The organism is Streptomyces halobius (assembly GCF_023277745.1).
In the GTDB taxonomy this organism is placed as follows: domain Bacteria; phylum Actinomycetota; class Actinomycetes; order Streptomycetales; family Streptomycetaceae; genus Streptomyces; species Streptomyces halobius.
The window spans coordinates 5,319,809-5,344,607 of the sequence record NZ_CP086322.1 but is presented as its reverse complement, the minus strand read 5'-3'; the positions used below and the strand labels follow the sequence as shown (position 1 = coordinate 5,344,607).

General features: G+C 70.5%; 16 protein-coding genes, 1 rRNA gene and 1 riboswitch. Of the genes, 8 read left to right on the top strand and 9 right to left on the bottom strand.

Translation table 11 applies throughout. The features are described from left to right. Window positions 1-139: 139 nt before the first annotated feature. Both K9S39_RS24255 and K9S39_RS24250 read right to left on the bottom strand, forming a co-directional pair. A 16S ribosomal RNA gene (locus K9S39_RS24255) occupies window positions 140-1,668 on the bottom strand. 758 nt (window positions 1,669-2,426) lie between these two features. After that, window positions 2,427-2,987, bottom strand: a complete 561-nt coding sequence (locus tag K9S39_RS24250; protein WP_248865442.1) for a MarR family winged helix-turn-helix transcriptional regulator — start codon at window positions 2,985-2,987, stop codon at window positions 2,427-2,429. Between the two features lie 165 nt (window positions 2,988-3,152). On the opposite strand from K9S39_RS24250, the gene K9S39_RS24245 reads away from it, so the two are divergent. Continuing rightward, window positions 3,153-4,448 carry an MFS transporter gene (locus K9S39_RS24245; protein WP_248868936.1) on the top strand — a complete coding sequence of 432 codons (1,296 nt, stop codon included), beginning with the start codon at window positions 3,153-3,155 and terminating at the stop codon, window positions 4,446-4,448. A gap of 86 nt (window positions 4,449-4,534) precedes the next feature. Here the strand turns inward: K9S39_RS24245 and K9S39_RS24240 are convergent, their stop codons facing one another. Next, window positions 4,535-6,352 (bottom strand): ATP-binding SpoIIE family protein phosphatase, encoded by a 1,818-nt coding sequence (locus K9S39_RS24240; protein WP_248865441.1) that lies wholly within the window; start codon window positions 6,350-6,352, stop codon window positions 4,535-4,537. Window positions 6,353-6,705: 353 nt separating this feature from the next. Beyond that, window positions 6,706-8,208, bottom strand: a complete 1,503-nt coding sequence (locus K9S39_RS24235) for an NAD(P)/FAD-dependent oxidoreductase (protein WP_406708005.1) — start codon at window positions 8,206-8,208, stop codon at window positions 6,706-6,708. Between the two features lie 323 nt (window positions 8,209-8,531). Here K9S39_RS24235 and K9S39_RS24230 point away from each other — a divergent pair, with 323 nt between their 5' ends. Then, complete coding sequence (locus K9S39_RS24230; RefSeq protein ID WP_248865440.1) at window positions 8,532-9,434, top strand: TetR/AcrR family transcriptional regulator; 903 nt, start codon at window positions 8,532-8,534, stop codon at window positions 9,432-9,434. Window positions 9,435-9,782: 348 nt separating this feature from the next. After that, a complete protein-coding gene (locus K9S39_RS24225) occupies window positions 9,783-11,738 on the top strand; it encodes a sigma-70 family RNA polymerase sigma factor (RefSeq protein ID WP_248865439.1) in 1,956 nt (651 codons plus the stop codon). Window positions 11,739-12,022: 284 nt separating this feature from the next. On the opposite strand, the gene K9S39_RS24220 is transcribed toward K9S39_RS24225, so the two are convergent. Then, a complete protein-coding gene (locus K9S39_RS24220; protein ID WP_248865438.1) occupies window positions 12,023-14,104 on the bottom strand; it encodes an asparagine synthase-related protein in 2,082 nt (693 codons plus the stop codon). Between the two features lie 731 nt (window positions 14,105-14,835). Here K9S39_RS24220 and K9S39_RS24215 point away from each other — a divergent pair. The 4 genes from K9S39_RS24215 (at window position 14,836) to K9S39_RS24200 (ending at window position 20,715) form a co-directional block, all read left to right on the top strand. Beyond that, the gene (locus K9S39_RS24215; protein WP_248865437.1) at window positions 14,836-16,284 is read left to right on the top strand and encodes an MFS transporter; all 1,449 of its coding nucleotides are present in this window, start codon (window positions 14,836-14,838) and stop codon (window positions 16,282-16,284) included. A gap of 325 nt (window positions 16,285-16,609) precedes the next feature. Next, window positions 16,610-17,830: an L-2-hydroxyglutarate oxidase gene (gene lhgO / locus K9S39_RS24210; protein ID WP_248865436.1), complete on the top strand. Its 1,221-nt coding sequence runs from the start codon at window positions 16,610-16,612 to the stop codon at window positions 17,828-17,830. A 424-nt stretch (window positions 17,831-18,254) separates the two neighbouring features. Further along, window positions 18,255-19,145, top strand: coding sequence for a tRNA (guanosine(46)-N7)-methyltransferase TrmB (gene trmB / locus K9S39_RS24205; RefSeq protein WP_248868934.1), 891 nt, complete (start codon window positions 18,255-18,257; stop codon window positions 19,143-19,145). 427 nt (window positions 19,146-19,572) lie between these two features. After that, window positions 19,573-20,715: a PrsW family intramembrane metalloprotease gene (locus tag K9S39_RS24200; RefSeq protein WP_319949580.1), complete on the top strand. Its 1,143-nt coding sequence runs from the start codon at window positions 19,573-19,575 to the stop codon at window positions 20,713-20,715. Here the strand turns inward: K9S39_RS24200 and K9S39_RS24195 are convergent. Both K9S39_RS24195 and K9S39_RS43065 read right to left on the bottom strand, forming a co-directional pair. Further along, entirely contained in the window at window positions 20,685-21,098 is a 414-nt protein-coding gene (locus K9S39_RS24195) for an HNH endonuclease (RefSeq protein WP_248865434.1), read from the bottom strand. The two genes, K9S39_RS24200 and K9S39_RS24195, sit on opposite strands and share 31 nt — an antisense overlap. Window positions 21,099-21,322: 224 nt before the next feature. Next, window positions 21,323-21,541 carry a YDG/SRA domain-containing protein gene (locus K9S39_RS43065; RefSeq protein WP_406708156.1) on the bottom strand — a complete coding sequence of 73 codons (219 nt, stop codon included), beginning with the start codon at window positions 21,539-21,541 and terminating at the stop codon, window positions 21,323-21,325. 191 nt (window positions 21,542-21,732) lie between these two features. On the opposite strand from K9S39_RS43065, the gene K9S39_RS24190 reads away from it, so the two are divergent. Beyond that, on the top strand, window positions 21,733-22,035 hold the full coding sequence (locus K9S39_RS24190) for a hypothetical protein (RefSeq protein WP_248865433.1): 303 nt from the start codon (window positions 21,733-21,735) through the stop codon (window positions 22,033-22,035). 88 nt (window positions 22,036-22,123) lie between these two features. On the opposite strand, the gene K9S39_RS24185 is transcribed toward K9S39_RS24190, so the two are convergent. Then, window positions 22,124-23,065 carry an aldo/keto reductase gene (locus K9S39_RS24185; protein WP_248865432.1) on the bottom strand — a complete coding sequence of 314 codons (942 nt, stop codon included), beginning with the start codon at window positions 23,063-23,065 and terminating at the stop codon, window positions 22,124-22,126. A 304-nt stretch (window positions 23,066-23,369) separates the two neighbouring features. After that, window positions 23,370-24,623, bottom strand: a complete 1,254-nt coding sequence (locus K9S39_RS24180) for a M23 family metallopeptidase (protein WP_406708004.1) — start codon at window positions 24,621-24,623, stop codon at window positions 23,370-23,372. 11 nt (window positions 24,624-24,634) lie between these two features. Next, window positions 24,635-24,778, bottom strand: a riboswitch (cyclic di-AMP (ydaO/yuaA leader). Window positions 24,779-24,799: the final 21 nt, after the last annotated feature.

Genomic DNA, 24,799 nt, shown 5'->3' with positions numbered 1-24,799 from the left:
CGTTCCACGCCGAAGCAGTACTAGTGACAACCAACCAAGTGCGCCGAATAGTCAACGTTCCACCCATGAGCAACCACCGCAGAACACTCGCCTGCGTTATGGCCCTGGACAACCTTCCGGCTGCCTAGATGCTCCTTAGAAAGGAGGTGATCCAGCCGCACCTTCCGGTACGGCTACCTTGTTACGACTTCGTCCCAATCGCCAGTCCCACCTTCGACGATTCCCTCCCACAAGGGGTTGGGCCACCGGCTTCGGGTGTTACCGACTTTCGTGACGTGACGGGCGGTGTGTACAAGGCCCGGGAACGTATTCACCGCAGCAATGCTGATCTGCGATTACTAGCAACTCCGACTTCATGGGGTCGAGTTGCAGACCCCAATCCGAACTGAGACCGGCTTTTTGAGATTCGCTCCACCTCACGGCATCGCAGCTCATTGTACCGGCCATTGTAGCACGTGTGCAGCCCAAGACATAAGGGGCATGATGACTTGACGTCGTCCCCACCTTCCTCCGAGTTGACCCCGGCAGTCTCCTGTGAGTCCCCATCACCCCGAAAGGCATGCTGGCAACACAGAACAAGGGTTGCGCTCGTTGCGGGACTTAACCCAACATCTCACGACACGAGCTGACGACAGCCATGCACCACCTGTACACCGACCACAAGGGGGACCCTGTCTCCAGGGTTTTCCGGTGTATGTCAAGCCTTGGTAAGGTTCTTCGCGTTGCGTCGAATTAAGCCACATGCTCCGCTGCTTGTGCGGGCCCCCGTCAATTCCTTTGAGTTTTAGCCTTGCGGCCGTACTCCCCAGGCGGGGAACTTAATGCGTTAGCTGCGGCACGGACGACGTGGAATGTCGCCCACACCTAGTTCCCAACGTTTACGGCGTGGACTACCAGGGTATCTAATCCTGTTCGCTCCCCACGCTTTCGCTCCTCAGCGTCAGTATCGGCCCAGAGATCCGCCTTCGCCACCGGTGTTCCTCCTGATATCTGCGCATTTCACCGCTACACCAGGAATTCCGATCTCCCCTACCGAACTCTAGCCTGCCCGTATCGAATGCAGACCCGGAGTTAAGCCCCGGGCTTTCACATCCGACGCGACAAGCCGCCTACGAGCTCTTTACGCCCAATAATTCCGGACAACGCTTGCGCCCTACGTATTACCGCGGCTGCTGGCACGTAGTTAGCCGGCGCTTCTTCTGCAGGTACCGTCACTTGCGCTTCTTCCCTGCTGAAAGAGGTTTACAACCCGAAGGCCGTCATCCCTCACGCGGCGTCGCTGCATCAGGCTTGCGCCCATTGTGCAATATTCCCCACTGCTGCCTCCCGTAGGAGTCTGGGCCGTGTCTCAGTCCCAGTGTGGCCGGTCGCCCTCTCAGGCCGGCTACCCGTCGTCGCCTTGGTAGGCCATCACCCCACCAACAAGCTGATAGGCCGCGGGCTCATCCTTCACCGCCGGAGCTTTCCACACACAGACCATGCGGCCGTGTGTCATATCCGGTATTAGACCCCGTTTCCAGGGCTTGTCCCAGAGTGAAGGGCAGATTGCCCACGTGTTACTCACCCGTTCGCCACTAATCCACCACCGAAGCGGCTTCATCGTTCGACTTGCATGTGTTAAGCACGCCGCCAGCGTTCGTCCTGAGCCAGGATCAAACTCTCCGTGAATGTGTACCGGATATCCGGCCGAACACTCGCGTTGAGCGGAACCACCAGAGGAATAATCCGGTGGTTCACAGCATCCTCGCTGTGTGTGCCACCCCGACAAAAGCGGAGTGGGCTTTCAAAGGAACCTCATCTCCACAAGAGGAGACGGGGTATCAACATATCTGGCGTTGACTTTTGGCACGCTGTTGAGTTCTCAAGGAACGGACGCTTCCTTCGCGCCTGTTTCACCAGGCCCTCCGGGCGCTTCCCTTCGGTCTTGCGTTTCCGACTCTACCAGATCCTCGCGGTCCTGATTTCCGCCGGTGCGATTCCGCCTCTCGGCTTCCTCACGGTTTCCAACCTACCAGATCCGTTTCCGTATCCGGCCCCTGTTGGAGCGGGGTCGACCGTCCGGCTTTCGCCTTTCGATCTTGCTCCGACTGTATCAGAGCTGATTTCGGCCGGTGCTTCTCGAAAGTCGCACGGTTCGAATTCAGTTCCGATCCCGTCGGGCTGCCGTGGAGCGGCTTTTTACTGCCGCACCTTTCGGCGTGGTCACTACTTTAGCGGAATTCCTCGGTGATTCAAATCGAGTCGATCGAGCGATTGATTCGATTTGAGTCAGTGGAATCGAATTTCGGCATGCGAAAACGATCCCGATGAGGGGCCGTGCAGTAGTGGTGTGCCGCTGTTGCGGCGGGATGGCTACCGCAGAACCGTTACGGCTCCATGGCAACTCGGAGAACACTACGGATGGGCCATCCCCGTGTCAACTTGAGTCAGTCGAGGTCGTTCAGTCGTCCGCCGGCGTCCGGTTGGGTTTCCTCCACACGGCGCAGCAGGCGGGTCAGCACCTCGCCGAGGAGGGTGCGTTCTTCGCCGGAGAGGTCCTGGAGGAGGTCCCCCTCGAACACCGTGGCCAGGCGCATCGCCTCGTGCCACTTCTGGTGTCCCTCATTGGTCAGCCCGACGATGACGCGGACCCGGTTGTTCTCGTCGCGCTCTCGTGTGACCAGGCCCTCGCTCGCCATGCGGTCGATGCGGTGGGTCATGGCGGCCGGCGTGAGGCCGAGTCGTTTGGCGAGTTCGCCGGGCCCCAAGCGGTAGGGGGCGCCGGACAGGACCAGGGCTTTGAGGACCTCCCATTCGGCGTTGCTCAGGCCGAGGGTGGCCGTCTGTCGTCCGTAGGCGACGTTCATCCGACGGTTGAGGCGCTGAAGTGCGGAGACGACCTGTTCCACCTGGGGGTCGAGGTCTTGGAACTCACGCTGGTAGGCCGCGATCTGTTCCTCAAGGCTCGGCTCGGCTGCGTCGGCGGCCGCATCTGAGGGCTCTGGCATGCGGCGCAGTATGACACGAAAGACATTGGCCTTGAAGACCTTCTGCATGTACTCTTTAGCTCTGAACTTTAGTGTTGAAGTCTTCAGAGTGAGACTCTCTGTGACGGCTGCGGCGCGTGAGTTCGTCCTCCAATCCGTCTTACGACATGACCTAGGTAGGTGAGTGTGACCACCGCGATGGGCGCCGCTCTGCGCCGAATCCAGCTGGGGAACGCGCTGAGCGCGTTCGGCAACGGCTTCACGGTTCCGTATCTGTACGTCTATGTGGCGAAGGTGCGTGACCTCGGTGCGAGTACGGCCGGTGTGGTGCTGGCGATGCTGGCGGTGTCCGCCCTGGTCGTTCTGCCGGTGACCGGTCGGGCCATCGACCGGCGTGGCCCGCTGCCGGTGGCCATCGTCGGTACGGTCTCCGCCGCCGCCGGCGCGCTGGGCCTCGGGCTGTCCGCCTCGGAGCCGCTGGTCATCGTGTCCGCCATCGCGCTCGGTGCGGGTATAGCGGTGATCCAGCCGGCCCTCGCGACGATGATTGTGTGGTGCTCGACGACGGTGACCAGGTCGCGGGCGTTCGCCACCCAGTTCTTTCTGAACAACCTCGGCCTGGGGGTCGGCGGGCTGGTCGGCGGGCTGCTGGTCGACGAGTCGCATGCGACGAGCTTTGTGCGGCTGTTCGCCATCGAGGCCACGATGTTCCTGGTGCTCGGTGCGGCGATCGCGAGCGTACGGCTGCCGCGGACGCCGAAGGTCGAGGACGCGGTGCCGACCGGAGAGCGCGCCAAGGGTGCCTGGCGGGCGCTGTTCGCCGACCGGCGGATGGTGTGGCTGTGTGTGCTGGGCTTTGTGCTGTTCTTCGCCTGCTACGGGCAGTTCGAGTCGGGCCTCGCGGCGTACGCCACCGAGGTCACCCGGATTCCGCCGGCCACGCTGGGCATCGCGCTCGCGGCGAACACGGCGGCGATCGTGGCGGCGCAGTTCGTGGTGCTCAAACTGGTCGAGCGGCGGCGGCGCAGCCGGGTCATGGCGCTGGTCGGGCTCATATGGACCGTGGCGTGGATAGCGGCCGGACTGTCCGGGCTGGTGCATGGTGCGCAGGTGGTGGCGACGACACTGCTGATCTCGACGTACGCGCTGTTCGGTATAGGTGAGTCGATGCTGTCGCCGACGGTGGCGCCGCTGGTGGCGGATCTGGCGCCGGCGTCGCTGATCGGTCAGTACAACTCGGCGTTCGCGTTGGTCAAGCAGTTGGCGTTGGCCGTGGGGCCGGCAGTGGGCGCGTTGATGGTGGGGCATGGAATGTACGTGGCGTACATCGGGATGCTGGTGCTGTGCGCGCTGGGGATCTCGGGGCTGGCGCTGCGGTTGGGCAGGATGCTCAGCCCGGCGCAGGACGATCCTCGTCGGGCGATGGCGTCGGTTCCCGCGCCTCGGGCCGAGGCGCCGGAGCGGGTGGCCGCAACCATGTGAGGTGCCCCGGCCGCCCCTTCCCGAAACCGGAGCTCTGCCCCCCCGAGGGGGGAGAGCCAGGGCTCGGGCCGAGCGGGGCTGGACGACTAGCCCCGGGGCAGTGCGAATTCGCACCAGACTGCTTTGCCGCCGCCCGGGGTTCTGCGGGAGCCCCAGGACGAGGCGATGGTCGCGACGATGGAGATGCCCCGGCCGGCTTCGTCGGCCGGTTCGGCTCGGCGGCGGCGGGGGAGGTGGTCGTCGCCGTCGGTGACTTCGACGATCAGGCGGCGGTCGGTGCGGCGGAGGCGGAGACGCATGGGGGGCGTGCCGTGCTGGAGGGAGTTGGCGACCAGTTCGCTGGCGGCCAGGACGCCGAGGTCGTGGAGCTCCGGGGAGAAGCGCCAGGACGCGAGGACGCCGGAGGCGAAGGCGCGGGCGCGCGGGGCCGCTTCCGTGCCGCCGTGGAGTTCGAGGGCGGCGTTGTGGAAGAGCTCGGCGTCGTGGCCGGTCCGCTCGGGGTGCTGGAGGACGAGGATGGCGACGTCGTCGTCGTGGGTTGCGGTGATGCCGAGGGAGCGCAGCAGGCGGTCGCAGACGATGTCGGGAGCGCCGGTGGCTCCCGCGAAGGCGCGTTCCAGGTCCTCGACGCCATGGTCGATGTCCTTGTCGCGGCGCTCCACGAGGCCGTCGGTGTAGAGGACGGCGCTGGATCCGGGCCCCAGGGGCACCGAGCCCGAGGTGTGCAGCCAGCCGCCGGTGCCCAGGGGTGGTCCGGTCGGTTCGGCGGCACGGCGGACGGTGCCGTCCGGGTCGCGGACCAGGATGGGGAGGTGGCCGGCCGAGGCGTAGACCAGGCGGCCTTCGTTGGGGTCGTGGACGGCGTAGACGCAGGTGGCGATCTGGCTGGCGTCGATCTCGGCGGCCAGACCGTCCAGGAGCTGCAGGACTTCGTGGGGCGGGAGGTCGAGGCGGGCGTAGGCGCGGACGGCGGTGCGCAGCTGGCCCATGACGGCGGCGGCGCGGACGCCGCGGCCCATGACGTCGCCGATGACCAGGGCGGTACGGCCGGCGCCGAGGGTGATGACGTCGTACCAGTCGCCGCCGACCGCGGCGTCCGTGCCGCCGGGCTGGTAGGTGGCGGCCACCCGGAGGTCGTCGGGCTGCTCCAGTTCCTGGGGGAGCAGGGAGCGTTGGAGGGTGACGGCGGCCTCGCGCTGGCGGGCTTCGCTGGCGCGCAGCCGCTCGGCGGACTCGATCTGGTCGGTGACGTCCGCGCCGAAGACGAGGACGCCCTTGTGCGGGGCGACGCAGGCGACTTCCGGGTCGGGGGCCGGGCCGCTGGCGGCGACCTCGATGGGGGTGCAGGTGAAGGTGTAGTAGCCGTCCCGGGAGCGGTCGGATCCCGCGGCGCCGGGGACCTTGCGGGACTTGACCGTACGGGGCTTGCCGCTGCGCAGGACCTGGTCCATCAGCGGGAGCAGGCCGAGTTCGTCGAGTTCGGGGAGGGCTTCGCGCGCGGTGTGGCCGGCCGGGCGGGGGCCGAAGACGGTGGCGTAGGCGCCGTTGACGTACGCGATGCGGTGCTCGGGGCCGTAGACGACGGCCACCAGGGCGGGGATGGTGCCGAGGATGTCGTGGACGGACAGGGCGTCGACGGTGGGCGGCAGACCGCGGGGGACGACGTCTTCGGAGGCGGCCGTTTCGGGGTGGTCGGGGCGCGCGGCGCGGGCCACGGGGACGGCGCCGGAGCCGGCGGTCGGGGCGTCGGGGGTGGTGTCCGCCGCGTGCACCCCGTCCGCCGGTGCCTCGGCGGACGGGGTGACCGGCGCGGCGGACGCGGGGCGCGGCGCGGCGCGGTCGGACCGGGCGGCGGCGCGCCGCTGTGTGCCGGGGAACTTGGCGCTCCAGCGCGTGAAGATCACGGAGGTGTACCTCTTAGTTCGCGTCGTCGCGCGGGGTCGGGCCGTCGGCTTGGGGGTACCGCCCGGCCGAAGTCCCCCGGCTGACGCCGGGTGGGGGTGCCCCCAAGGGAACTGTCGGCTGGGGGCACTCTCGGCGCCCTCTGGTGGAATGCAGCAAACGTCCAGAATCCTCGTGATTGTCACTCTTTGCAGATACGAGCCCACCCATGGTCACACGTCCAGTGTGGCCGACCGGACTGGCATCCGTCAGACGCCGGGGACCGCGGGGGAAGTTCCACGCCGCGGTCCATTCGGGTGACCCGGTAGGTGACGGAACGTCAACCGGAGGTCGGTCGGCCGGTTGGGCGTGCCGGTCAGCTGGCTTCGTTGTGGCGTCCGGTGCCCGCGGCGAGTTCGAACTCGGCGCGCGGGTTCTCCAGCGAGCCGAGCGAGACGATCTCGCGCTTGAACAGGCTGGCGAGGGTCCATTCGGCGAGCACCCGCGCCTTGCGGTTGAAGGTGGGCACCCGGCTGAGGTGATAGGCGCGGTGCATCAGCCACGCCGGATAGCCCTTGAGTTTGCGCCCGTAGACATGCGCGACGCCCTTGTGGAGGCCGAGCGAGGCCACCGATCCGGCGTATTTGTGCTCGTAGTTCTTGATCGGCCCGCCGCGCACCGCGGCGGCGACGTTCTCGGCGAGCACCTTCGCCTGCCGGAGGGCGTGCTGTGCGTTGGGCGCGCACTGCGCGGGCGGCTCGTCGGGTTTCGCGGGCGGTTCGGCCGTCAGGTCCGGGACCGCGGCCGCGTCACCGGCGGACCAGGTGTGTTCGACGCCCTCCACCTGGAGTGCGGCGGTGCACTTGAGGCGGCCGCGGTCGTTCAGCGGCAGTTGGGTCGCGGCCAGGATGGGGCTCGGTTTGACGCCGGCGGTCCACACCAGGGTTCTGGTCGGGAAGCGGGCGCCGTCGCTGAGCTGGGCGACCCGGTCCTCGCAGGAGTCCAGCCGGGTGTCGAGCCGTACGTCGATATTGCGTCCCCGCAGCTCGCGTACGGCGTACCGGCCCATGTCCGGGCCCACTTCCGGCAGGATCCGGCCGGTCGCCTCGACCAGGATCCACTTCATGTCGTCGGGCTTGACGTTGTGGTAGTAGCGGGAGGCGTAGCGGGCCATGTCCTCCAGTTCGGCCAGCGCTTCCACGCCCGCGTAACCGCCGCCCACGAAGACGAAGGTCAGCGCCGCGTCGCGGACCGCCGGGTCGCGGGTGGAGGACGCGATGTCGAGCTGTTCGAGGACGTGGTTGCGCAGCCCGATGGCCTCTTCGACGGTCTTGAAGCCGATGCCGAAGTCGGCCAGGCCCGGGACGGGGAGGGTGCGGGAGACCGAGCCCGGCGCGAGGACCAGTTCGTCGTACGCCATGGTGAGCGCGCCGTCTTCGAGCTCCTCGGCGGCCAGGGTCTTGACGGTGGCCTTCCGCTCGTCGTGGTCGATGGCGGTGACCTCGCCGATCACGACCTTGCACTGCGGCAGCACCCGGCGCAGCGGGACGACGACATGGCGCGGCGAGATGGAGCCGGCCGCGGCCTCGGGCAGGAACGGCTGATAGGTCATATACGGCTCGGGGTCGACCACGACGACCTCGACCGTGCCCTGCCGCAGTTCCCGCTTCAGGTTCCGCTGCAGGCCCAGGGCGGTATACATGCCCACGTAGCCACCGCCGACAACGAGAATGCGCGCCACGTCGTTCGCAGCCACAGCCTTCACAGACGTTCTCCTCGCGAGGTCGACCGGGCCCGGGGCGGCACCGATCCGGTGGCCGGCCGACGGCACGGTCACCTGGGGCGCTGCGCCCCCGGGAAAGCGCAGCACTGTCTCCATGACGCACCCCCGGCGCGCCTTTGTCCACAGGCCCGACGAAATGTATGACCCGGCGCGGTTCTGGGGACGGAGTCTCCCGTTCCGCCGGTGTGGCGAAAGGTGCGCAGGTCAGAGGGCTGGTGGCGGGAAGAGCGCGGGTGTGCATTCCGGGCGGATCGGCCCTGTTACGCCGTTCGGGGGCGCAGTGTGCGGAACACCCCCTTCATTCTTGACCCGGGCTCAACTATGTTCGTATGTCGTTGGGGTGCACCCTCTCGTCGGTACACCCCGACCGTCAGGGCGGGGAGTCTCCGGGGGGAGACGTTCATTACCGGGGGATCAATATGCATATTCAGGGCTCTCAATGGCCGACAGCCGTCGCGACCGCACATACATCCGGCGGCGGTAACGACAACGGCACCCATGGCCATGGCAGCGGAAACGGGCGGAGCGGCGGAAACGGCGGCGTCGGGACAGCCGGTCGCGGCAGCGGCGGCCGGAGCACGCCACTGCGGGTGGACGCCCAGCGCAATCTGGAGCATGTGCTGCGCGCCGCGCGCGAGGTCTTCGGCGAGCTGGGGTACGGCGCGCCCATGGAGGACGTGGCCCGGCGGGCCCGGGTCGGTGTCGGGACGGTCTACCGCAGGTTCCCGAGCAAGGACGTACTGGTCCGGCGGATAGCCGAGGAGGAGACCGCACGGCTGACCGACCAGGCGCGGTCGGCGCTCGGCCAGGAGGACGACCCGTGGTCGGCGCTGTCCCGCTTTCTGCGGACGTCGGTCGCCTCGGGTGCCGGCCGGCTGCTGCCGCCGGGCATCCTGCGGGTGAGTGCGAGCGTCGGGAGGCCGGCGGACGAGGGGGGTGCCCCCGGCCGGGGGCAGCTGGGGGACGTCGAGACGCGGGTGCCGCAGCAGCGGATGGCGCCGGGGGCGGAAGGCCCGTCCGCCGATCTGCGGGTGGTCGCCCAGCGGGGTGTGCCGGAGGACGAGCGGGGCGCGGCGGCGCCGGAGGCCGGACAGGAGACCGAGGAGTCCGCCGGGGCGCAGGCGCTGCTGGAGGTCGTCGGGCGGCTCGTCGAGCGTGCCAGGAAGGCCGGTGAGCTGCGCTCCGATGTCACGGTCGCCGATGTGCTGCTGGTGATCGCCACGGGCGCGCCGTCGCTGCCCGACCCCGGTCATCAGCAGGCCGCGTCCGCGCGCCTGTTGGAGATTCTCCTGGAGGGGCTGCGCTCGCGCCCCGTCGGGTGAGTTCCGGCGGCCGGATACGTCCGGGCGGGCCCCGTGGGTGGGCGCCCCGGGCGAGGGGGGTCCCCTCTGTTCGAGCGAAGCCGAGAACTTGGGGGACCCGGTGGTCCGCACGCCGTACGGTTCCGCGGCCCCGCGGAGCATCCCCCGGACGGGCGATATCTCGCTCCGTACGAGTGACAGTGCGCTCCGCAAGGGCGCGACAACGCCCCGTACGGGTGAACGTCAGGACCGCTGTGCACGCGCGCTCCTTCGGACAAGTGGATGCCGGGAGGCGCGCTCAAGCCCGGTCCGTCGATGTGGCACGCTTGGCGGTGTTCCTGTGTGACAGCGCGTTCGGGGGGCTCGGCGATGGGTGTTGACGGGCGGGACGAGCAGCGCGGCGGCGAGACCGGTGCCGGCGCGGGGCGGCCCGAGGGCGCGCCGCCGGAGCAGGTTCCCGGCCAGACCGGACCGTTGGGGGCGACTCCCCCGGTGAGCGGTGCCGCCGAGCGGCACGACCGAGCCGAGGCCCCGGAGAGCCACAGTGTGCCGCCCCAGCGCACGCGCTCCGGCGAGGCCGGGCCGGCAGCAGTCGGTCCCGTACTGCACACCGACGCCGAGCCCGCAAAACCCCCGCCCTCCGACGGCCAGTTGATCGCCGCCATGCGGGCCGGCGACGACAGCGCGTACGAGGAGATGTACCGCAGGCACGCCGCGGCCGTACGGCGCTACGCACGCAGCTGCTGCCGGGACACGCACACCGCGGAGGACCTGACCGGCGAGGTCTTCGCCCGTACGCTGCAGGCGGTACGCGGCGGCGCGGGGCCCGATTCCGCGGTCCGCGCCTACCTCCTGACCACGGTCCGCCGGGTCGCCGCGGCCTGGGCGCAAACCACGAAACGGGAGCAGCTGGTCGAGGACTTCGCGGTGTTCGCGGTGTCGGCGGCCGGTGCGTCGATGGACGACGACACGCTGGGCCTGGGCGCGGATGTCCGCGCCATGCACGAGGCCGAGCAGTCCATGGCCGTGCAGGCCTTCCGCAGCCTGCCCGAGCGCTATCAGACGGTGCTGTGGCACACCACCATCGAGGACGAGTCGCCGAGCGAGGTCGCCCCGTTGCTCGGGCTGACCGCCAACGCCACCGCCGTCCTGGCGCACCGCGCCCGTGAGGGTCTCAAGCAGGCGTATCTGCAAGCGCATGTGAGCCAGTCGCTGACCGCCGGCGGCGACTGCGCACGGTACGCCGACCGGCTCGGCGCGTATGCCCGCGGCGGGCTGCGGATGCGGGCCGAGCGGGGGCTGCGCAAGCATCTCGACGCATGCGGCCGGTGCCGTACGGCCGCGCTGGAGGTCGCGGACGTCAACCAGCGGATCGGTGCGGTGCTGCCGGTCGCTGTCATCGGCTGGTTCGCCGCCGGGTACGCCGTCAAGGTTGCCGCGGTCGGCGCCGCGGGCGTGGGGGCGGCGACGGGGGCCGGGGCGGCCGCGGCCGCCGGAGGTTCCGGTTCCGGTGCGGCCGGGAGCGCGGGCGGGGCCGCCGCGAGCGAGGGTCTCGGCGCGCCGGTCAAGGTCGGTGTCGGGGTCGGGATGGTGGCGGCGGCGGGTGTGGCGCTCACGCTGGTGCTGATCGGCACCCCCAAACCGGCACCGCATACGGAGGCCCAGCCGCACCGGCCGGCCCCCTCGGCCCCGTCGGCGCCCCGGAAGCCGTCGCCCAAACCCCCGCCGCCCACGCCGAAACCGTCGGCGCCAGCGGCGGCCGCGCACCAGCCGGAGCCGAAGCCGACACCCACGCCGACCCCGAAGCCGCCCCCGCCCACGCCGACGCCGACCCCCACACCGACGCCCTCCTCGCCCAGGCCCACCCCGAAGCCGCCTCCCCCGCCGGCCCCGACCCCGTACCGGGTCAACGCGCTGGACTACGACTTCGCGGGCGACGGCACGAAGCCGGAGGTGCGCGCGGTGGGCAGCAGCTGGATGTGGCAGCGGCAGCGGCCGCGCATCGACGGCACGGCATACCGGCACGGCGTGAGCGTGCACCCGTCGTCCTCGGTGCTCATCGACCTCAACCGGACGTGCACCGCCTACGACGCTCTCGTGGGCGTCGACGATCTGAGCCTGGGGCTGGGCGCGCTGCGCTTCTCCGTCTACGGGGACGGGGAACGGCTGTGGCGGTCGGACGTGGTGCGCGGCGGGGATCCGGCGGTGCCGGTGCATGTCCCGCTGACGGGCCGTAAGACACTGCGGCTGGTGGTCGAGCCGGAGACGCCGCTGGGTGGGCTGGGGCCGGGGGACTGGGCGGAGTCGCAGATCAGTTGCCGCTGACACGACCGTCGGGTGCTGCTCGACGCGCAACCCACCGCTTTTCTCCCCCCATAGAGGTGGTCGCGGCACCGGCGGGAGGGGGTGGTTCCGGCGGCGGGGGGCGTGGGGTCTGTCGTGGTGGGTGCGGGGTCGATCCTCCGGACTCCGTCCTGCGGGGCGCCCCCCGCCCAGTGGGCGCCCCGCCCCGGTGGGGTGACGGTGCGAAGAGAGGGCCGACCTCCTCTGCCCCCAGATGCCTTACTGCTTTTCCGTCCTCCCAACCCGGCGACGAAACAGAACCCGCCTCAAAGACGGGCGCGGGGAACCACTCCCCCCGCGAGCGCCCGCTGGCGGGGCGCCGAGGCGCCCGTCCAGCACGTCCCCCGTCGGGCCGTCAGCCGTCGCAGCCACAGCTCCGTGGAGACCAGCTGCGCCAGGCCGTCCAGCGGCAGCGCGGCGCCTTCGGACGCCGAGCGGAGCGCCTTGCGCACCACCCGTGCCTCCACCAGCCCCGCGTCGGCAAGCAGCGGCGCGTCGAAGAGCGTCACCAGTTCGCCGACGGCGCCGCGCAGCCCGGCGCGTACCGCGGCCCCGTGGGTGACGTGCGAAGTGGCGCCCCATCCGGGTGGCAGGTCCCGTACGCCGGCGCCGGAGAGCACCGAGCGCAGCACCGCCGCGCGGGCCCCGGGCTGCACGCGCAGGGTGTCCGGGAGCGCGCGGCAGGCGAGCACCACCTGGTTGTCGAGGAAGGGTGCGTGCAGCCGCTGGTCACGGATCTCCGCGGCCTGTTCGAAGACGCGGTGGTCGGCGGCCTGGCGGGCCAGTGCCGCGCGGGCGCGCAGCTCCCCGGGGCGGCTCACGGCGGGCGAGCGGTGCGCCGCGTCGCCGAGGCGAACCGATACTTCGGCCAATGCCTCTCCCGTGAGCCAGCGCACCGCGGGCCCCGGGCGGCACCAGGCGAGGGCGGCCAGCGAGGCGTCGACGGCTCCGCCGGTCACCGGTGCGTCGGCGAACTGTCGCTCCATGAGGCGGCGCGCCGTGTCGGCGATGCCGGCTCCGTAGGGCGTACGGGCGAGCTTGCGGGCGGCCCGGTAGACGGTGAAGGGGACCAGGACGGACTGCGCGGACGGGCCGTCGGCCTTGGCGAGCGCGGTGACCGGACGCAGCAGATGGCGTCGGCGGCGGTCCATGAGGAGGTCGGCGAGGCGGGCGGGGTGGGCGTCCAGGACCTGGCGGGCGCCCTGCCCGACGAAGTGGTCCGCGCTGCCCGCCAGCAGCCGCCGCCGGTGGCGTCCGGCCATGACGAGGGAGGGGGCGGGCTCGTCGGTGAGCGGGCCGCTGTCGAGGTCCGCGTACGGGAGGGCCTCTTCGCCGGCCGCGACGACGACGTGGTGCAGCCGCGGGTTGTCGGCGATACTGCGAGCACGCTCCAGTTCGGCCTCCCGGTAGGGCCGACCGCCGTTTGTGGCACGGTCGTTGAAGGTGACGGCGAGCAGCCGTTCGCCGTGCCCGTTGAGCCTTCCGGGCCGGCCGGGCAGACCGGCGGCCAAGAGGGCGAGGGTTCCGGAGGCGCTGCCTCCGGAGAGGTCGGCGCCGATGCCGGGGGCCGGTCCGCCGCGCGCGGCGCGCCGCTCGGCCGGTCCCATGCCGGGCACCGGGCCGGGGTCGAGGCCAACCGGCCCGTCCGGGTCGGGCGTGTGCCGCGGGCTCGTCAGCCGGGTACGGACGGCGTCGATCAGGGCCTCACGGACCCCGTCCACGGCTTGTTCCGGGGCGAGTTGGGGTGCGGCGACGGCGAGCGAGGAGGGCGGCTCGAAGGAGGCGATCTCGCTGACGCCGCCGCGCAGCACCAGCGCGTGGCCGGGCGGGATCCGGCGGACCCCTTCGTACGGGGTGCCGACGCCGAGAGCCTCGGGGGCGTCCGGGCAGGCCAGCAGCGCCGCCAGGTGGCCGACGTCGAGGCTGGCCTCTATGAGGTCGGCGAGCGGGAGAGCGGCGGTCGCGTACGCCGTACCGCCCGCCCACGGGGTGTGGAAGACGGGACGGGCACCGGCCAGATCACCGGTGATCGTGATCCGCCGCCCCACCTGGACGACGGCGGTGTAGCTGCCCGGCCAGGCGGTGAGGTGGCGCAGCGCGCCGCCCCGGGCCGCGAACAGGCCCACGCGCAACTGGTCGTCGGTGGCGCCGCAGACCCCGAACACGGCGAGCCGGGTCTCGGGATCGGCCTGCACCACCCGGACCTCGTCCGGCCGCCAGTCGCCGACGGCCCAGAGCGGATCCGGGTCTCCCCAAAGGAGTTGGGCGCCTACGGGGTGGACCGTGCGGCTCTCCCCTGTGGAAGCCGGTCCCGTGGCGGTACTGCTCCACCCCACCAACCAGCGCATCGCCGCCTCCACCCGAATCCCCGTCCGCCGAGGGGCACATGGCCTCCTCGTACAGCGGATTGCCAAGCTGTTGTGCGGACCATGCTGCCATGGCGGGGGCGCACGAGGGGCCAAAGGGAGCCCGTATGCGGGCTGTTCACGTCGCGTGCGCCCGGCGGCGACGGAGCGGAACGGTGGACACGACCGGGGGCGCACGCGCGACAGCCGGGAAACCGGGCCGGTGCGCGCCGGTCGCGACGGCCCCGGGAGGCCCCCCGTGTGGCCCCCGGGGCGCCCCTAGCTGGCGGCGGCGCGAAAACACCACCCACCGCTTTTCAGCCAAAGTCCGTTCCGTACTGAGCAGTTGACGCGTTCGGGTGTCACGTCAACCGATGAGGCGACCGGCCGGTGACCGGTCCGCGCGACAGTCCGGGAGACGGGCTTCGCCTCCCGGACCGGACCGCCACCCGCGGGGAATGAGGTGGCGGTGTCCCCCAGCCCACTGGATCCAGTGCAGCGGGCCGACCCACGCAGCACCCATGGAAGCGCTCCCGGGGGGGGCGCGGCCAGCGCGCACGGACGGGCGCACGGGCACACGTACCCGGAGCACATGCCAATTCCCGTACCCCTGTTTGAAGATGAATCTCGCCATCCGGGACACCGGCTCTTAACGGTCGGGATCCGGCGAACTACTCTGGGTGGACGCATGCCCCGGGGCACCGGGGAGGCTGTCGCTGTGTCGAGGGGTGCGCATGTCCAGGGATATACGCGGGCCGAACGAGAAGCTCGGCACCGTTCTCGCCCTCGCGGGGATCAGCAATGCCGGACTGGCGCGCCGGGTCAACGACCTCGGTGCGCAGCGTGGACTGACGCTTCGTTATGACAAGACGTCGGTGGCGCGATGGGTTTCCAAGGGCATGGTGCCCCAGGGCGCCGCGCCCCACCTGATCGCGTCCGCGATCGGCAGCAAGCTCGGGCGGCCGGTGCCGCTGCACGAGATCGGCCTGGCCGACGCGGACCCGGCGCCCGAGGTCGGCCTGGCCTTCCCCCGCGACGTGGGCGCGGCGGTGCGCTCCGCGACCGAGCTGTACCGACTGGATCTGGCCGGGCGACGGGCCGGTGGCGGCGGCATCTGGCAGAGCCTGGCCGGTTCCTTCGCGGTCACCGCGTACGCCACGCCCGCCTCGCGCTGGCTGATATCCCCGGCGGACAGTTCGGTGGCACGGGAGGCGGCCGAGGCGCGTGACAAGGACGCCGCGGCCGCCGGGGACGCCGGGATCCCGCAGCACGTCGGCCACAGCGATGTCACCAAGCTGCGCGAGGCGGCGGAGGACGCGCGCCGCTGGGACTCCAAGTACGGTGGCGGGGACTGGCGTTCCTCGATGGTGCCGGAGTGCCTCCGGGTGGACGCGGCGCCGTTGCTTCTCGCCTCGTACAGCGACGAGGTGGGCCGTGCGCTCTTCGGGGCGACCTCCGAACTGACCCGACTGGCGGGCTGGATGGCCTTCGACACGGGCCAGCAGGAGGCCGCGCAGCGGTACTACATCCAGGCGCTGCGGCTCGCGCGCGCTGCCGCCGATGTTCCGCTGGGGGGATATGTTCTGGCCTCCATGTCACTCCAGGCGACCTACCGCGGTTTCGCCGACGAGGGCGTGGACCTGGCGCAGGCCGCCCTGGAACGCAACCGCGGTCTGGCGACGGCCCGCACGATGAGCTTCTTCCGGCTGGTGGAGGCGCGGGCGCAGGCGAAGGCCGGGGAGGCGCGCGCCTGTGAGGTGGCGCTGAAGGCCGCCGAGGGCTGGCTGGAGCGCTCACGCGACGGCGACCCCGACCCGTCCTGGCTGGACTTCTACTCGTACGAGCGCTTCGCCGCGGACGCCGCCGAGTGCTACCGCGATCTGCGCCTGCCGCGCCAGGTCCGCCGCTTCACGGAGCAGGCGCTCTCCCGTCCCACCGAGGAGTTCGTCCGCTCCCACGGGCTGCGCCTCGTCGTTTCGGCTGTCGCCGAACTGGAGTCCGGCAACCTGGACGCGGCCTGCGCGGCGGGCACCCGCGCGGTCGAGGTCGCGGGCCGGATCTCCTCCGCCCGCACCACCGAATACGTCCGCGATCTGCTGCACCGCCTGGAGCCGTACGGGGACGAGCCCCGGGTCGTGGAACTGCGCGAACGCGCCCGGCCGCTGCTGGCGGCGCCGGCTTAGGCGGGGCGGGCTGGGCTGGGCTGGGTGGATGCGGGGCGGCCGGGGGTCAGGTCGGTTCGGTGTGGGGTGCTGTCCGTGCGGTGTGGGGTGCGGCCCGTGCGGTGTGGGGTGCGGCAACAGCGCCGCAGTGGCCACCCGCCCGCGTCGCGTCGCGATCACCGTTCCGTCGGGGCATCGCTCGCACGTTCCGTCGTTCGGCACCCCGCTCACCGCTTGTCATTGCCGCATTGTCAGTGGTGACCGTCATGATGGAGTACGTCAGGGGCGATGACGCGCGGGTCCGCGGCCATGGGCGGTTCCGTGGTCATGCGGTTGGGGAGGTGCAGTGGCGGCGTACGACTGCGATGTGCTGGTGATCGGTGCCGGCATCGTCGGACTGTCCACGGCCGATGCGATCACGCATGCCGCGCCCGGCACGCGGGTCGTGGTCCTGGAGAAGGAGCCGGGACCGGCTCGCCATCAGACCGGGCGCAACAGCGGCGTGATCCACAGCGGCATCTACTACCCGCCCGGCTCGCTCAAGGCCCGCTTCGCCCTCCAGGGCTCGGCGGAAATGGTCAAGTTCTGCGCGGAACACGACATCCCCCATGAGGTCACCGGCAAACTGATCGTCGCCACGGACCGCGCCGAGCTGCCCCGGCTGCACAGCCTGATCCAGCGTGGCCGAGAGCACGGCCTGCCGGTGCGCGAGCTGGGCCCCGCCCAGATAGCCGAGTACGAACCGGAGGTGCGCGGCCTGGCCGCCATCCATGTCGGCACGACCGGCGTCTGCGACTTCGGTGCCGTCGCCCGGCAGCTGGCCCGCCTCGCCATGGACGCCGGCGCCCGGATCGCGTACGGCGAGGAGGTCACCGCCATCGGCCGCCGCCCCGGCCGGGTCGCGGTCCGTACGGCCGCCGGCACGGTCTACCGCGCCCGTGCCCTGGTCAACTGCGCCGGCCTGCAGTGCGACCGAATCGCCCGCTTGGCGGGCGACCCTCCGGGCATGCGGATCGTCCCGTTCCGCGGCGAGTACTTCACCCTCGCCCCGGAGCGCGCCTCCCTCGTCCGCGGCCTGGTCTATCCCGTCCCCGACCCGGCCTTCCCGTTCCTCGGCGTACACCTCACCCGCGGCATCGACGGCGCCGTCCACATCGGCCCGAACGCCGTCCCCGCACTGGCCCGCGAGGGCTACGGCTGGCGCACCATCCGCCCCACCGAGCTGGTCGGCACCCTCGCCTTCCCCGGCGCCTGGCGGATAGCCCGGCGCCATTGGCGCTACGGCGCCGGCGAGCTGCGCCGCTCCCTCTCCCGGCGCGCTTTCGCCGACGCGGTCCGCCGCCTGCTCCCGTCCGCCCGCGACGAAGATCTCCTCCCGTCCCCGTCCGGTGTCCGCGCCCAGGCAGTCCTCCCCGACGGGACCCTCGTCGACGACTTCCTGTTCGCCGAATCCCCCGGCATCGTCCATGTCCTCAACGCCCCGTCCCCGGCGGCCACGGCATCCCTCCCGATCGGGCGCGAGGTGGCGGCGCGGGTGTTGGGGGTGCTTGGGGCTTCTTGGAGGTGAGGGGTGTGGGGGCTGCAGGCTGAGGGCCGGGGTCTAAGGAGGGCAGGGGGTGAGGAGGGCCGGGGCAGAGGAGGGCCGGGCTGAGGTCTGGGGGTGAGGTCCGGGAGCTGAGCTCGGGGTTGTAGGGCCGACGGGGCTGCGTGGTCCCGGGGCGGGCGGGGGACGCGTAGGGCTGGGGCGGGCGGGGTTGCGCAGTGCTGGCGCGGGCGGGGCTGCGCAGTGCTGTGCTGGGGCTGACGCCGGAGTGGGGCGCTGGGGCCCGCGGCCCGCCGGCCACCTGCCACGCTGGCACACGCCCTCCGCACAGGTACCGCCCTCCACAGGCGAACCACCCCCGCCCCGCCATCCGTAGAATCGAAATACTGTGTCCGAGAACCCCGTCACCGCCGCGACCACGACCGCCGCAACCGTGACTCCCGCACCCATGTCCCCCGAAGCCGACGCCGTGACAGCCGACGCTCCGGCCGTCCAGGCTGCCTCCGCGGCGTCTGCCGCCTCTGCTGCCTCCACTGCTTCCGCCGCCTCAGCTGCCCCTGCGGGCTCCGGCGACTTCGTTGGCGCCGACGGCTCCCCCACTCCCCGCCGCGGCTCACCGATGTTCCCCGACGGGACCGGCCCCGCCGCCGACCCCGCCGGCTCGCACCACGAGCGCCGGATCCGCTCCTTCCAGCCCCGCCGCAGCCGTGTCTCGCCCAGCCAGGCCGACGCGCTGCGCCGCCTGTGGCCGAAGTGGGGCCTGGACATCGACGGTCTCGCCCGTATCGACCTCGACACCTTCTTCGACGGGCTGCCGGTCGTCCTGGAGATCGGCTTCGGCATGGGCGAGGCCACCGCACAGATGGCCGCCGCCGACCCCGGGACCGGCATCCTCGCCTGCGACGTCCACACTCCCGGCCAGGGCAATCTGCTCGGTCTCGCGGAGCGGAACGGCCTGTCCAACATCCGGGTGGCCAACGGCGACGCGATCATCCTCCTCCGCGAGATGCTCGCCCCGGGCTCCCTCGCCGGCCTGCGCGTCTACTTCCCCGACCCCTGGCCTAAGAAGCGCCACCACAAGCGCCGTCTGATCCAGCCGGAGTTCGTCTCCCTGGCCGGCTCACGGCTCGCGCCCGGCGCCCTCGTCCACTGCGCGACCGACTGGGAGCCGTACGCCGAGCAGATGCTGGAGGTCCTCTCCGCCGAACCGACGCTGGAGAACCTCTACCCGTCCTTCGCGCCCCGGCCGGACTTCCGGCCGCTGACCAAGTTCGAGGGCCAGGGGCTGGACAAGGGGCACGTCGTCCACGACCTGCTCTTCCGCCGCCGCGCCGCGTAGACAGACGGCGGGACTGCCATCGGCGGTCGCTCCAGGCCCCGCCCCGGCATAGGCAGGCTGCTCCGCGACCTGCCCGGATCAAGCGCCCGGATCAGGCGTGCCGCCCGAAACCCGCCCGGCTCAGGCAAGCCGCTTTCCGTGCCCACGCCCCCGGCCGAATCCCCCGAGGGCCTACCTACCCCCCGCCGTCTCGCCCCGCCGTCTCGCCCCTCGCTAGGGTCGATGGGTGCACGAGTCGTACCCGCCGTCCCCTTCATCCCCCTCCTCCTGGTCCTCCCCCTCCTCGTTCCCGTCCCAACCACCCCTCCCGGCGTACGCACCCACCCCGCACACCACCACGCCCCCAGATCCACCAGCCGACTCCCGATGCACACGCCGCCACAGGGCAGCGCTCTGGCGCAACCACACCCTCCGCGCCATCGCCCTGGTGTCCCTGCTCGCCCTCTCCGGCGTGCTCATCATCGGCATGGTCCGCCGCGAGACCGGAACGGAAGGCTTCCTGGTAGGACTGGGCCTGGCGATCTTCCCCGTCCCCCTCCTCCTCGCGGCCTTCTGCTGGCTGGACCGCATAGAACCCGAGCCCTGGCGCAACCTCGCCTTCGCCTTCGCGTGGGGCGCCTGCGCCGTCACCCTGGTCGCGGTCCCGGCCAACGGCTTCGCCACCGACTGGCTGGCCGCCAACATCGCCTCCGCCAGGCCTTCCGACGCCGAAGCCTGGGGCGCGAGGGTCATCGCCCCCATCGTCGAGGAATCGGTCAAGGCCGCCGCCGTCCTCCTCCTCTACCGCTTCCGCCGCCGCGACTTCGACGGCATCACGGACGGCATCGTCATCGCCGGCATCACCGCCACCGGCTTCGCCTTCACCGAAAACGTCCTCTACCTGGGCAGCGCCTTCGGCCATGACCAGTCCATGGGGCACACCGGACTGAACTCCCTCACCGCCGGCACCTTCTTCATCCGCATCATCGTCTCCCCCTTCGCCCACCCCCTTTTCACCATCCTCACCGGCCTGGCATTCGGCATCGCCGCCACCCGCTACCCCCGCCGCCGCGCCACCCGGACCGCGCTCGCCGCCCTCGGCCTGCTCACCGCCGTCCTCACGCACGCCATCTGGAACGCCGCCTCATACCTCGGCGACCTCGGCTTCCTCACCATCTACGGCCTCTTCATGGTCCCGCTCTTCCTCACCCTCGCCGGACTCGCCATCTGGGCCCGCCACCAGGAACTTCTCTCCCTACGCGGCTACCTCGCCCCGTACACGGCCACCGGCTGGCTCACCCCCGCCGAACCGACCGCCCTCTCCTCCCTCAAAACCCGAGCCCTGGCCCGCGACCTGGCCCACAAAACCCATGGCCCCGCCGCCGCCCGAGCCGTAACCGAATACACAGCCCTCGCCACCGCCCTCTCCTTCCACCGCAGGCGCGCCCACCTCACGGGCACCACACCGGACTTCACGACACAGGAACGGCATTTGTTGCAACACCTACGGCAGTACCAGGCCTGGGGGCAGCCGGCGTTGATCCAAGCGTGGGAGACCACTCACCGATCAGCCCAGCGCGCGCGATGCTGACGCACGCATTCCACCTTGATCCGGCGCTCTTCCACCACGGTCAGGGCCGTCTCGAATCGCTGCGTCAGCCCGTTCACAACCTTGAGATCATCGGTGAGTTGGAGGGCTCCGCGGTCGAACAACACATGGCAGGTTGGGCAGAGGCAGAGGACGTTCCCTATCCTGTCTGGGCCGCCATGCGGCTTGCCCAATGCCTGAATATGGGCCGCCTCCCTGTGTCCCTCGCATCCAGGCGACACCTCAAGGCGAAGGTTACAGATCTGACAGGCGTTGTCGTACATCTCCTTCACTTTGCGCACAACGCTTGAGTCTCGAATTCGACGCTCATACGCAACGGTGCGGCACACCTTTTCCTCAAAAGCGGTGTCTTCACCATCATCCAAAGAGAGAGGTTGCGGCTTTGGCGTCACCCGGAGCCAGCTTCTGGACCTTGAACCGGCATACCAGGTCTTCTTCCTTCCCAGCAGTCGTCCATGGTCAGCGACCCGAAAAAAGACCCGCGATATTCGTAGCCCCAGTCGCGCGACGCCGCTTCTTCCCCCTGATCCTCAGGCCACGCACCACACGAACTGGATGGCCAGGAACTTGATTAAGCACCAGGCCCGCGTTACCGGGTGAGGACAGCTCTGGTCGCCATAGAGGCACCAGTGTCCTGTCGCGGGTGCCCTCGCCCGTAGATGATTTTGCTATCGCCGTACACGTCATCGACGTAGCCGCCGGAGAGAACGATTGAGGCCACACCTTCGTGGGCAGTGCCCGAGATTCCCTGCCCGTACCCACGATGGATACCCGCTTGTGCAGTTCCGCATGACCCCTGAACATGCACCTTCCTCGACACCCAAAGGAGCACCGAAGCGAACGGGAATCTTTGATGACTGCGCCTTTGTCATAGATGAATCTTGGCAACCATCCCCTTCTTACGGCGCGCACTCCGCACCAACTGTCAGGGAAGGTGGCCAGTGCCACACGCACTGGCGACGTAAGCTCGGGAGTGACTGCTATGAGGAGGTAATGACAATGGCCGGAATTTCGACAGCAATGGTGGCCGCAAGCGGGATCGTCGGTGGTTACGGCGTAGCCCGCTGGACCGAGAAGAGGCCCCTGGGGGGTGCGGTCTTGGCGGCGGCCGGTGCTGTGGCGGCGCGGGGGTGGCAGCGGAAGGCCGGGAATGCGACGGCTGCTGCGTTGAGCGGGGCTTATGTGGCGGCGTTTGCCGGGTCGCATCCGTTGGCGAAGAAGGTCGGGGCCTGGCCTTCGGTGTTTGCGGTGGCGGGTGGGGTTGCGCTGGCGTCGTGGCTGGCGGTCGATCGTCGGCAGTAGAGGTGTCATGCGGAGCGTGTGGAGTGGGGTGGGGTGTTCGTCGCCCCGCCCCACTCCCGTATGCCCCTCGTTCAGGCCGAAGCCTCGCTCAGGCCGAAGCCTCGTTCAGGAGGGCCAGTTCGGCTTCCGTGAGGGTGACGTCCGCGACCGCCAGCAGCGCCGGGAGCTGGGCCACCGTGCGGGCGCTGGCGATGGGGGCCGCGACGGTGGGCTGGGCGGCGAGCCAAGCGAGGGCGACGGTGGCGACTTCGGCCTGATGGGCCGCGGCGACCGTATCGAGGGCCTGGAGGACGCGGACGCCGCGGTCCGTTGAGAGGTACTGGGCCGCCTTCTCGGAGCGGGCGCTGTCGACGGACGTGTCCGGACGGTACTTGCCGGTCAGGAAGCCGGAGGCGAGAGCGTAGTACGGCACCGCGGCCACGCCGTTGCGGGCGGCCACATCGGCGAGTTCGCCTTCGTACGTGTCACGGGAGACCAGGTTGTAGTGCGGCTGGAGGGCGACGTAGCGGGCCAGGCCCTCGCGGTCGGAGAAGGCCAGGGACTCCTCCAGGCGCAGCGCGGAGATGTTGGAGGCGGCGATCTCGCGGACCTTGCCGGCCTGTACGAGGTCGCTGAGGGCGCCGAGGAACTCCGAGACCTCGACCGACTCGTCGTCGTAGTGGGTGTAGTAGAGGTCGATGTAGTCGGTGCGAAGACGGGCGAGGGATGCGTCGACCGCGGATTTGATGGTGGCGGAGGAGAGACCCTTGTAGTCGGGGTGGGCGCCGACCTTCGTGGCGATGACGACGTCGGAGCGATTGCCCCGGGAGGCCAGCCAGTTGCCGATGACGGTCTCGGATTCGCCGCCCTTGTTGCCGGGGACCCAGGCCGAGTAGACGTCGGCGGTGTCGATGAAGTTGCCGCCGCCGGCCACGTACGCGTCGAGTACGGCGAAGGATTCCGCCTCGTCGGCCGTCCAGCCGAAGACATTGCCGCCGAGAGCGAGCGGGGAGACGGAGAGCGAGCCAAGGGGTTTGTGTGTCGCGGTCATGCGTTGTTACAGCGTTGGGGGAGGGGGAGTTATTCCCCGGGTTGGTTGAGTTGGGGAGTTTTGGGTTCGATGGGAGTTGCTGGGGGTGTTGGGGGTTGTGTTGGGGGTTGTGTTGGGGATTTCTTGGGTCGTTCCGGAATGGTTTGAGGCCGTCCCGGGATCCACTCCGTCAGACCGCCTCACAGGACGACCCCGATAGCCCCTCCCGACCAACTCCGCCAGCCCCTCCCGGACCTACTCCGTCAGCCCCTCCCCCTAACGACACCCTTCGGCCCACGCCCGTCGGACTGCCTCGCCAGACCCCTCAGGCACTCACCCCATGCTCCCGCAGCCAGGTCAGCGGGTTGATCGGGTCGCCGGAACCCGGGCGGACCTCCAGGTGGAGGTGGGGGCCGGTGACATTGCCGGTGGCGCCGACGCGGCCGATGACGTCGCCGGTGTTGACCTTGCCGGAGGTCTTCACCATGGAGGACAGATGGCAGAACCAGAGTTCCGTGCCGTCGTCGAGGGTGAGGACGATGCGGTAGCCGTACGAGCCGGCCCATCCGGCCTGTGTGATGGTGCCGGAGTGAACCGCCTTGACGGGAGTGCCGGTTGGGGCGGCGAAGTCCTGCCCGGTGTGGTCCGCGGCCCAGCGGTCGCCGGCCTGGCCGAAGCTGGCGGTGAGGGTGTACGAGGTGAGGGGGCTGGTGAAGCTGCGCGCCAGCTTGGCGAGGCGCTCGGCCTCCGCCTTCCGGCGGGCCTCCTCCTCGGCCTTGCGCTTGGCCTCCGACTCCGCCGCCTTCTTGGCCGCCGCGGCTTTTTCGGCCTCCTGCTGCTGCGCGGCCGCGTCCTTCGACGCCTGCTCGATGGCTGCGGCCTCCGCGGCGTCGCGTGCCTCCTGCTCGGCGGCGCCCTGCTGCGCGTCGGCCTGCTGCAGGATGCGGTTGCGCAGCGCCTCGCCCGCGTCGCGGCCCTGTGCGGCCTCGGTCTGGCTCAGGCCGGCCTGAGAGAGAGGGGCGGCGTTACCGGAGGCCGGGGCGGCGGAAAGGGAGGAATCAGAACCTGCATCGGAGCCTGCACCAGAACCCGAGCCGGCACCCGAGTCCGAGCCGGAGTCGGATATGAGGCCGCCTATGCCGGGGAAGGACTTGGCGTCCGGCAGCTTGTCCGAGAGATCCTCGGCCATACCGCCGATGTCCGGCATCGAGATCGGCAGCGGCGGACGGTCCTCGGCCGTGGCCATCCCGCCTGCGCCGACCGCCGCGATGACGCCGACGCCCAGGACCGTACCGCTGCGGGCGAGTCCGCCGCCGCGCTGCTTGGCCACCCGGTGCCTGCCGCGGACCGGACGGATGGATTCCTCGGTGGGGTTCCACTCCTCCCACGGGCCGTCGGCGTCGTGGCTGCCGTCCGGTTCACCGCCGCGCATACCGTCCTGTCCACCGCCGCCGTAAGCGAAGGCCGGAGCATGGTCGGCACCAACGGAAGGACCGGGAAGATCGCTCCCCTCGGACGGACCTCGTTCGTAGAGGTCGTTGGCGGACGCAGCCTCTGGGGCAGACCTGTTGGACGCCACGGGGGCGCACTCCTTTCCTTCCTTCTCGCCTACCGGGTTAGCTGACGGGTTCGGAGCAGGAAGGTCTCCTACGGGCGCCTTCTGGCGGAGGCGTCCGACTCACCCCAAGGTGGTGGTTCCCCGGTTCCGTTGGCGCAGTTCAGCGCAAATCCGTGCAGATCCATGCGTGCCGTCGA

Coding starts and splice junctions, on each gene's coding strand:
- K9S39_RS24215 (WP_248865437.1), top strand. CDS start 14,836: ATGTCCAGGGATATACGCGGGCCGAACGAGAAGCTCGGCACCGTTCTC.
- K9S39_RS24185 (WP_248865432.1), bottom strand. CDS start 23,065: ATGACCGCGACACACAAACCCCTTGGCTCGCTCTCCGTCTCCCCGCTC.
- K9S39_RS24225 (WP_248865439.1), top strand. CDS start 9,783: ATGGGTGTTGACGGGCGGGACGAGCAGCGCGGCGGCGAGACCGGTGCC.
- trmB (WP_248868934.1), top strand. CDS start 18,255: ATGTCCCCCGAAGCCGACGCCGTGACAGCCGACGCTCCGGCCGTCCAG.
- K9S39_RS24250 (WP_248865442.1), bottom strand. CDS start 2,987: ATGCCAGAGCCCTCAGATGCGGCCGCCGACGCAGCCGAGCCGAGCCTT.
- K9S39_RS24220 (WP_248865438.1), bottom strand. CDS start 14,104: ATGCGCTGGTTGGTGGGGTGGAGCAGTACCGCCACGGGACCGGCTTCC.
- K9S39_RS24190 (WP_248865433.1), top strand. CDS start 21,733: ATGGCCGGAATTTCGACAGCAATGGTGGCCGCAAGCGGGATCGTCGGT.
- K9S39_RS24235 (WP_406708005.1), bottom strand. CDS start 8,208: ATGGAGACAGTGCTGCGCTTTCCCGGGGGCGCAGCGCCCCAGGTGACC.
- K9S39_RS24230 (WP_248865440.1), top strand. CDS start 8,532: ATGCATATTCAGGGCTCTCAATGGCCGACAGCCGTCGCGACCGCACAT.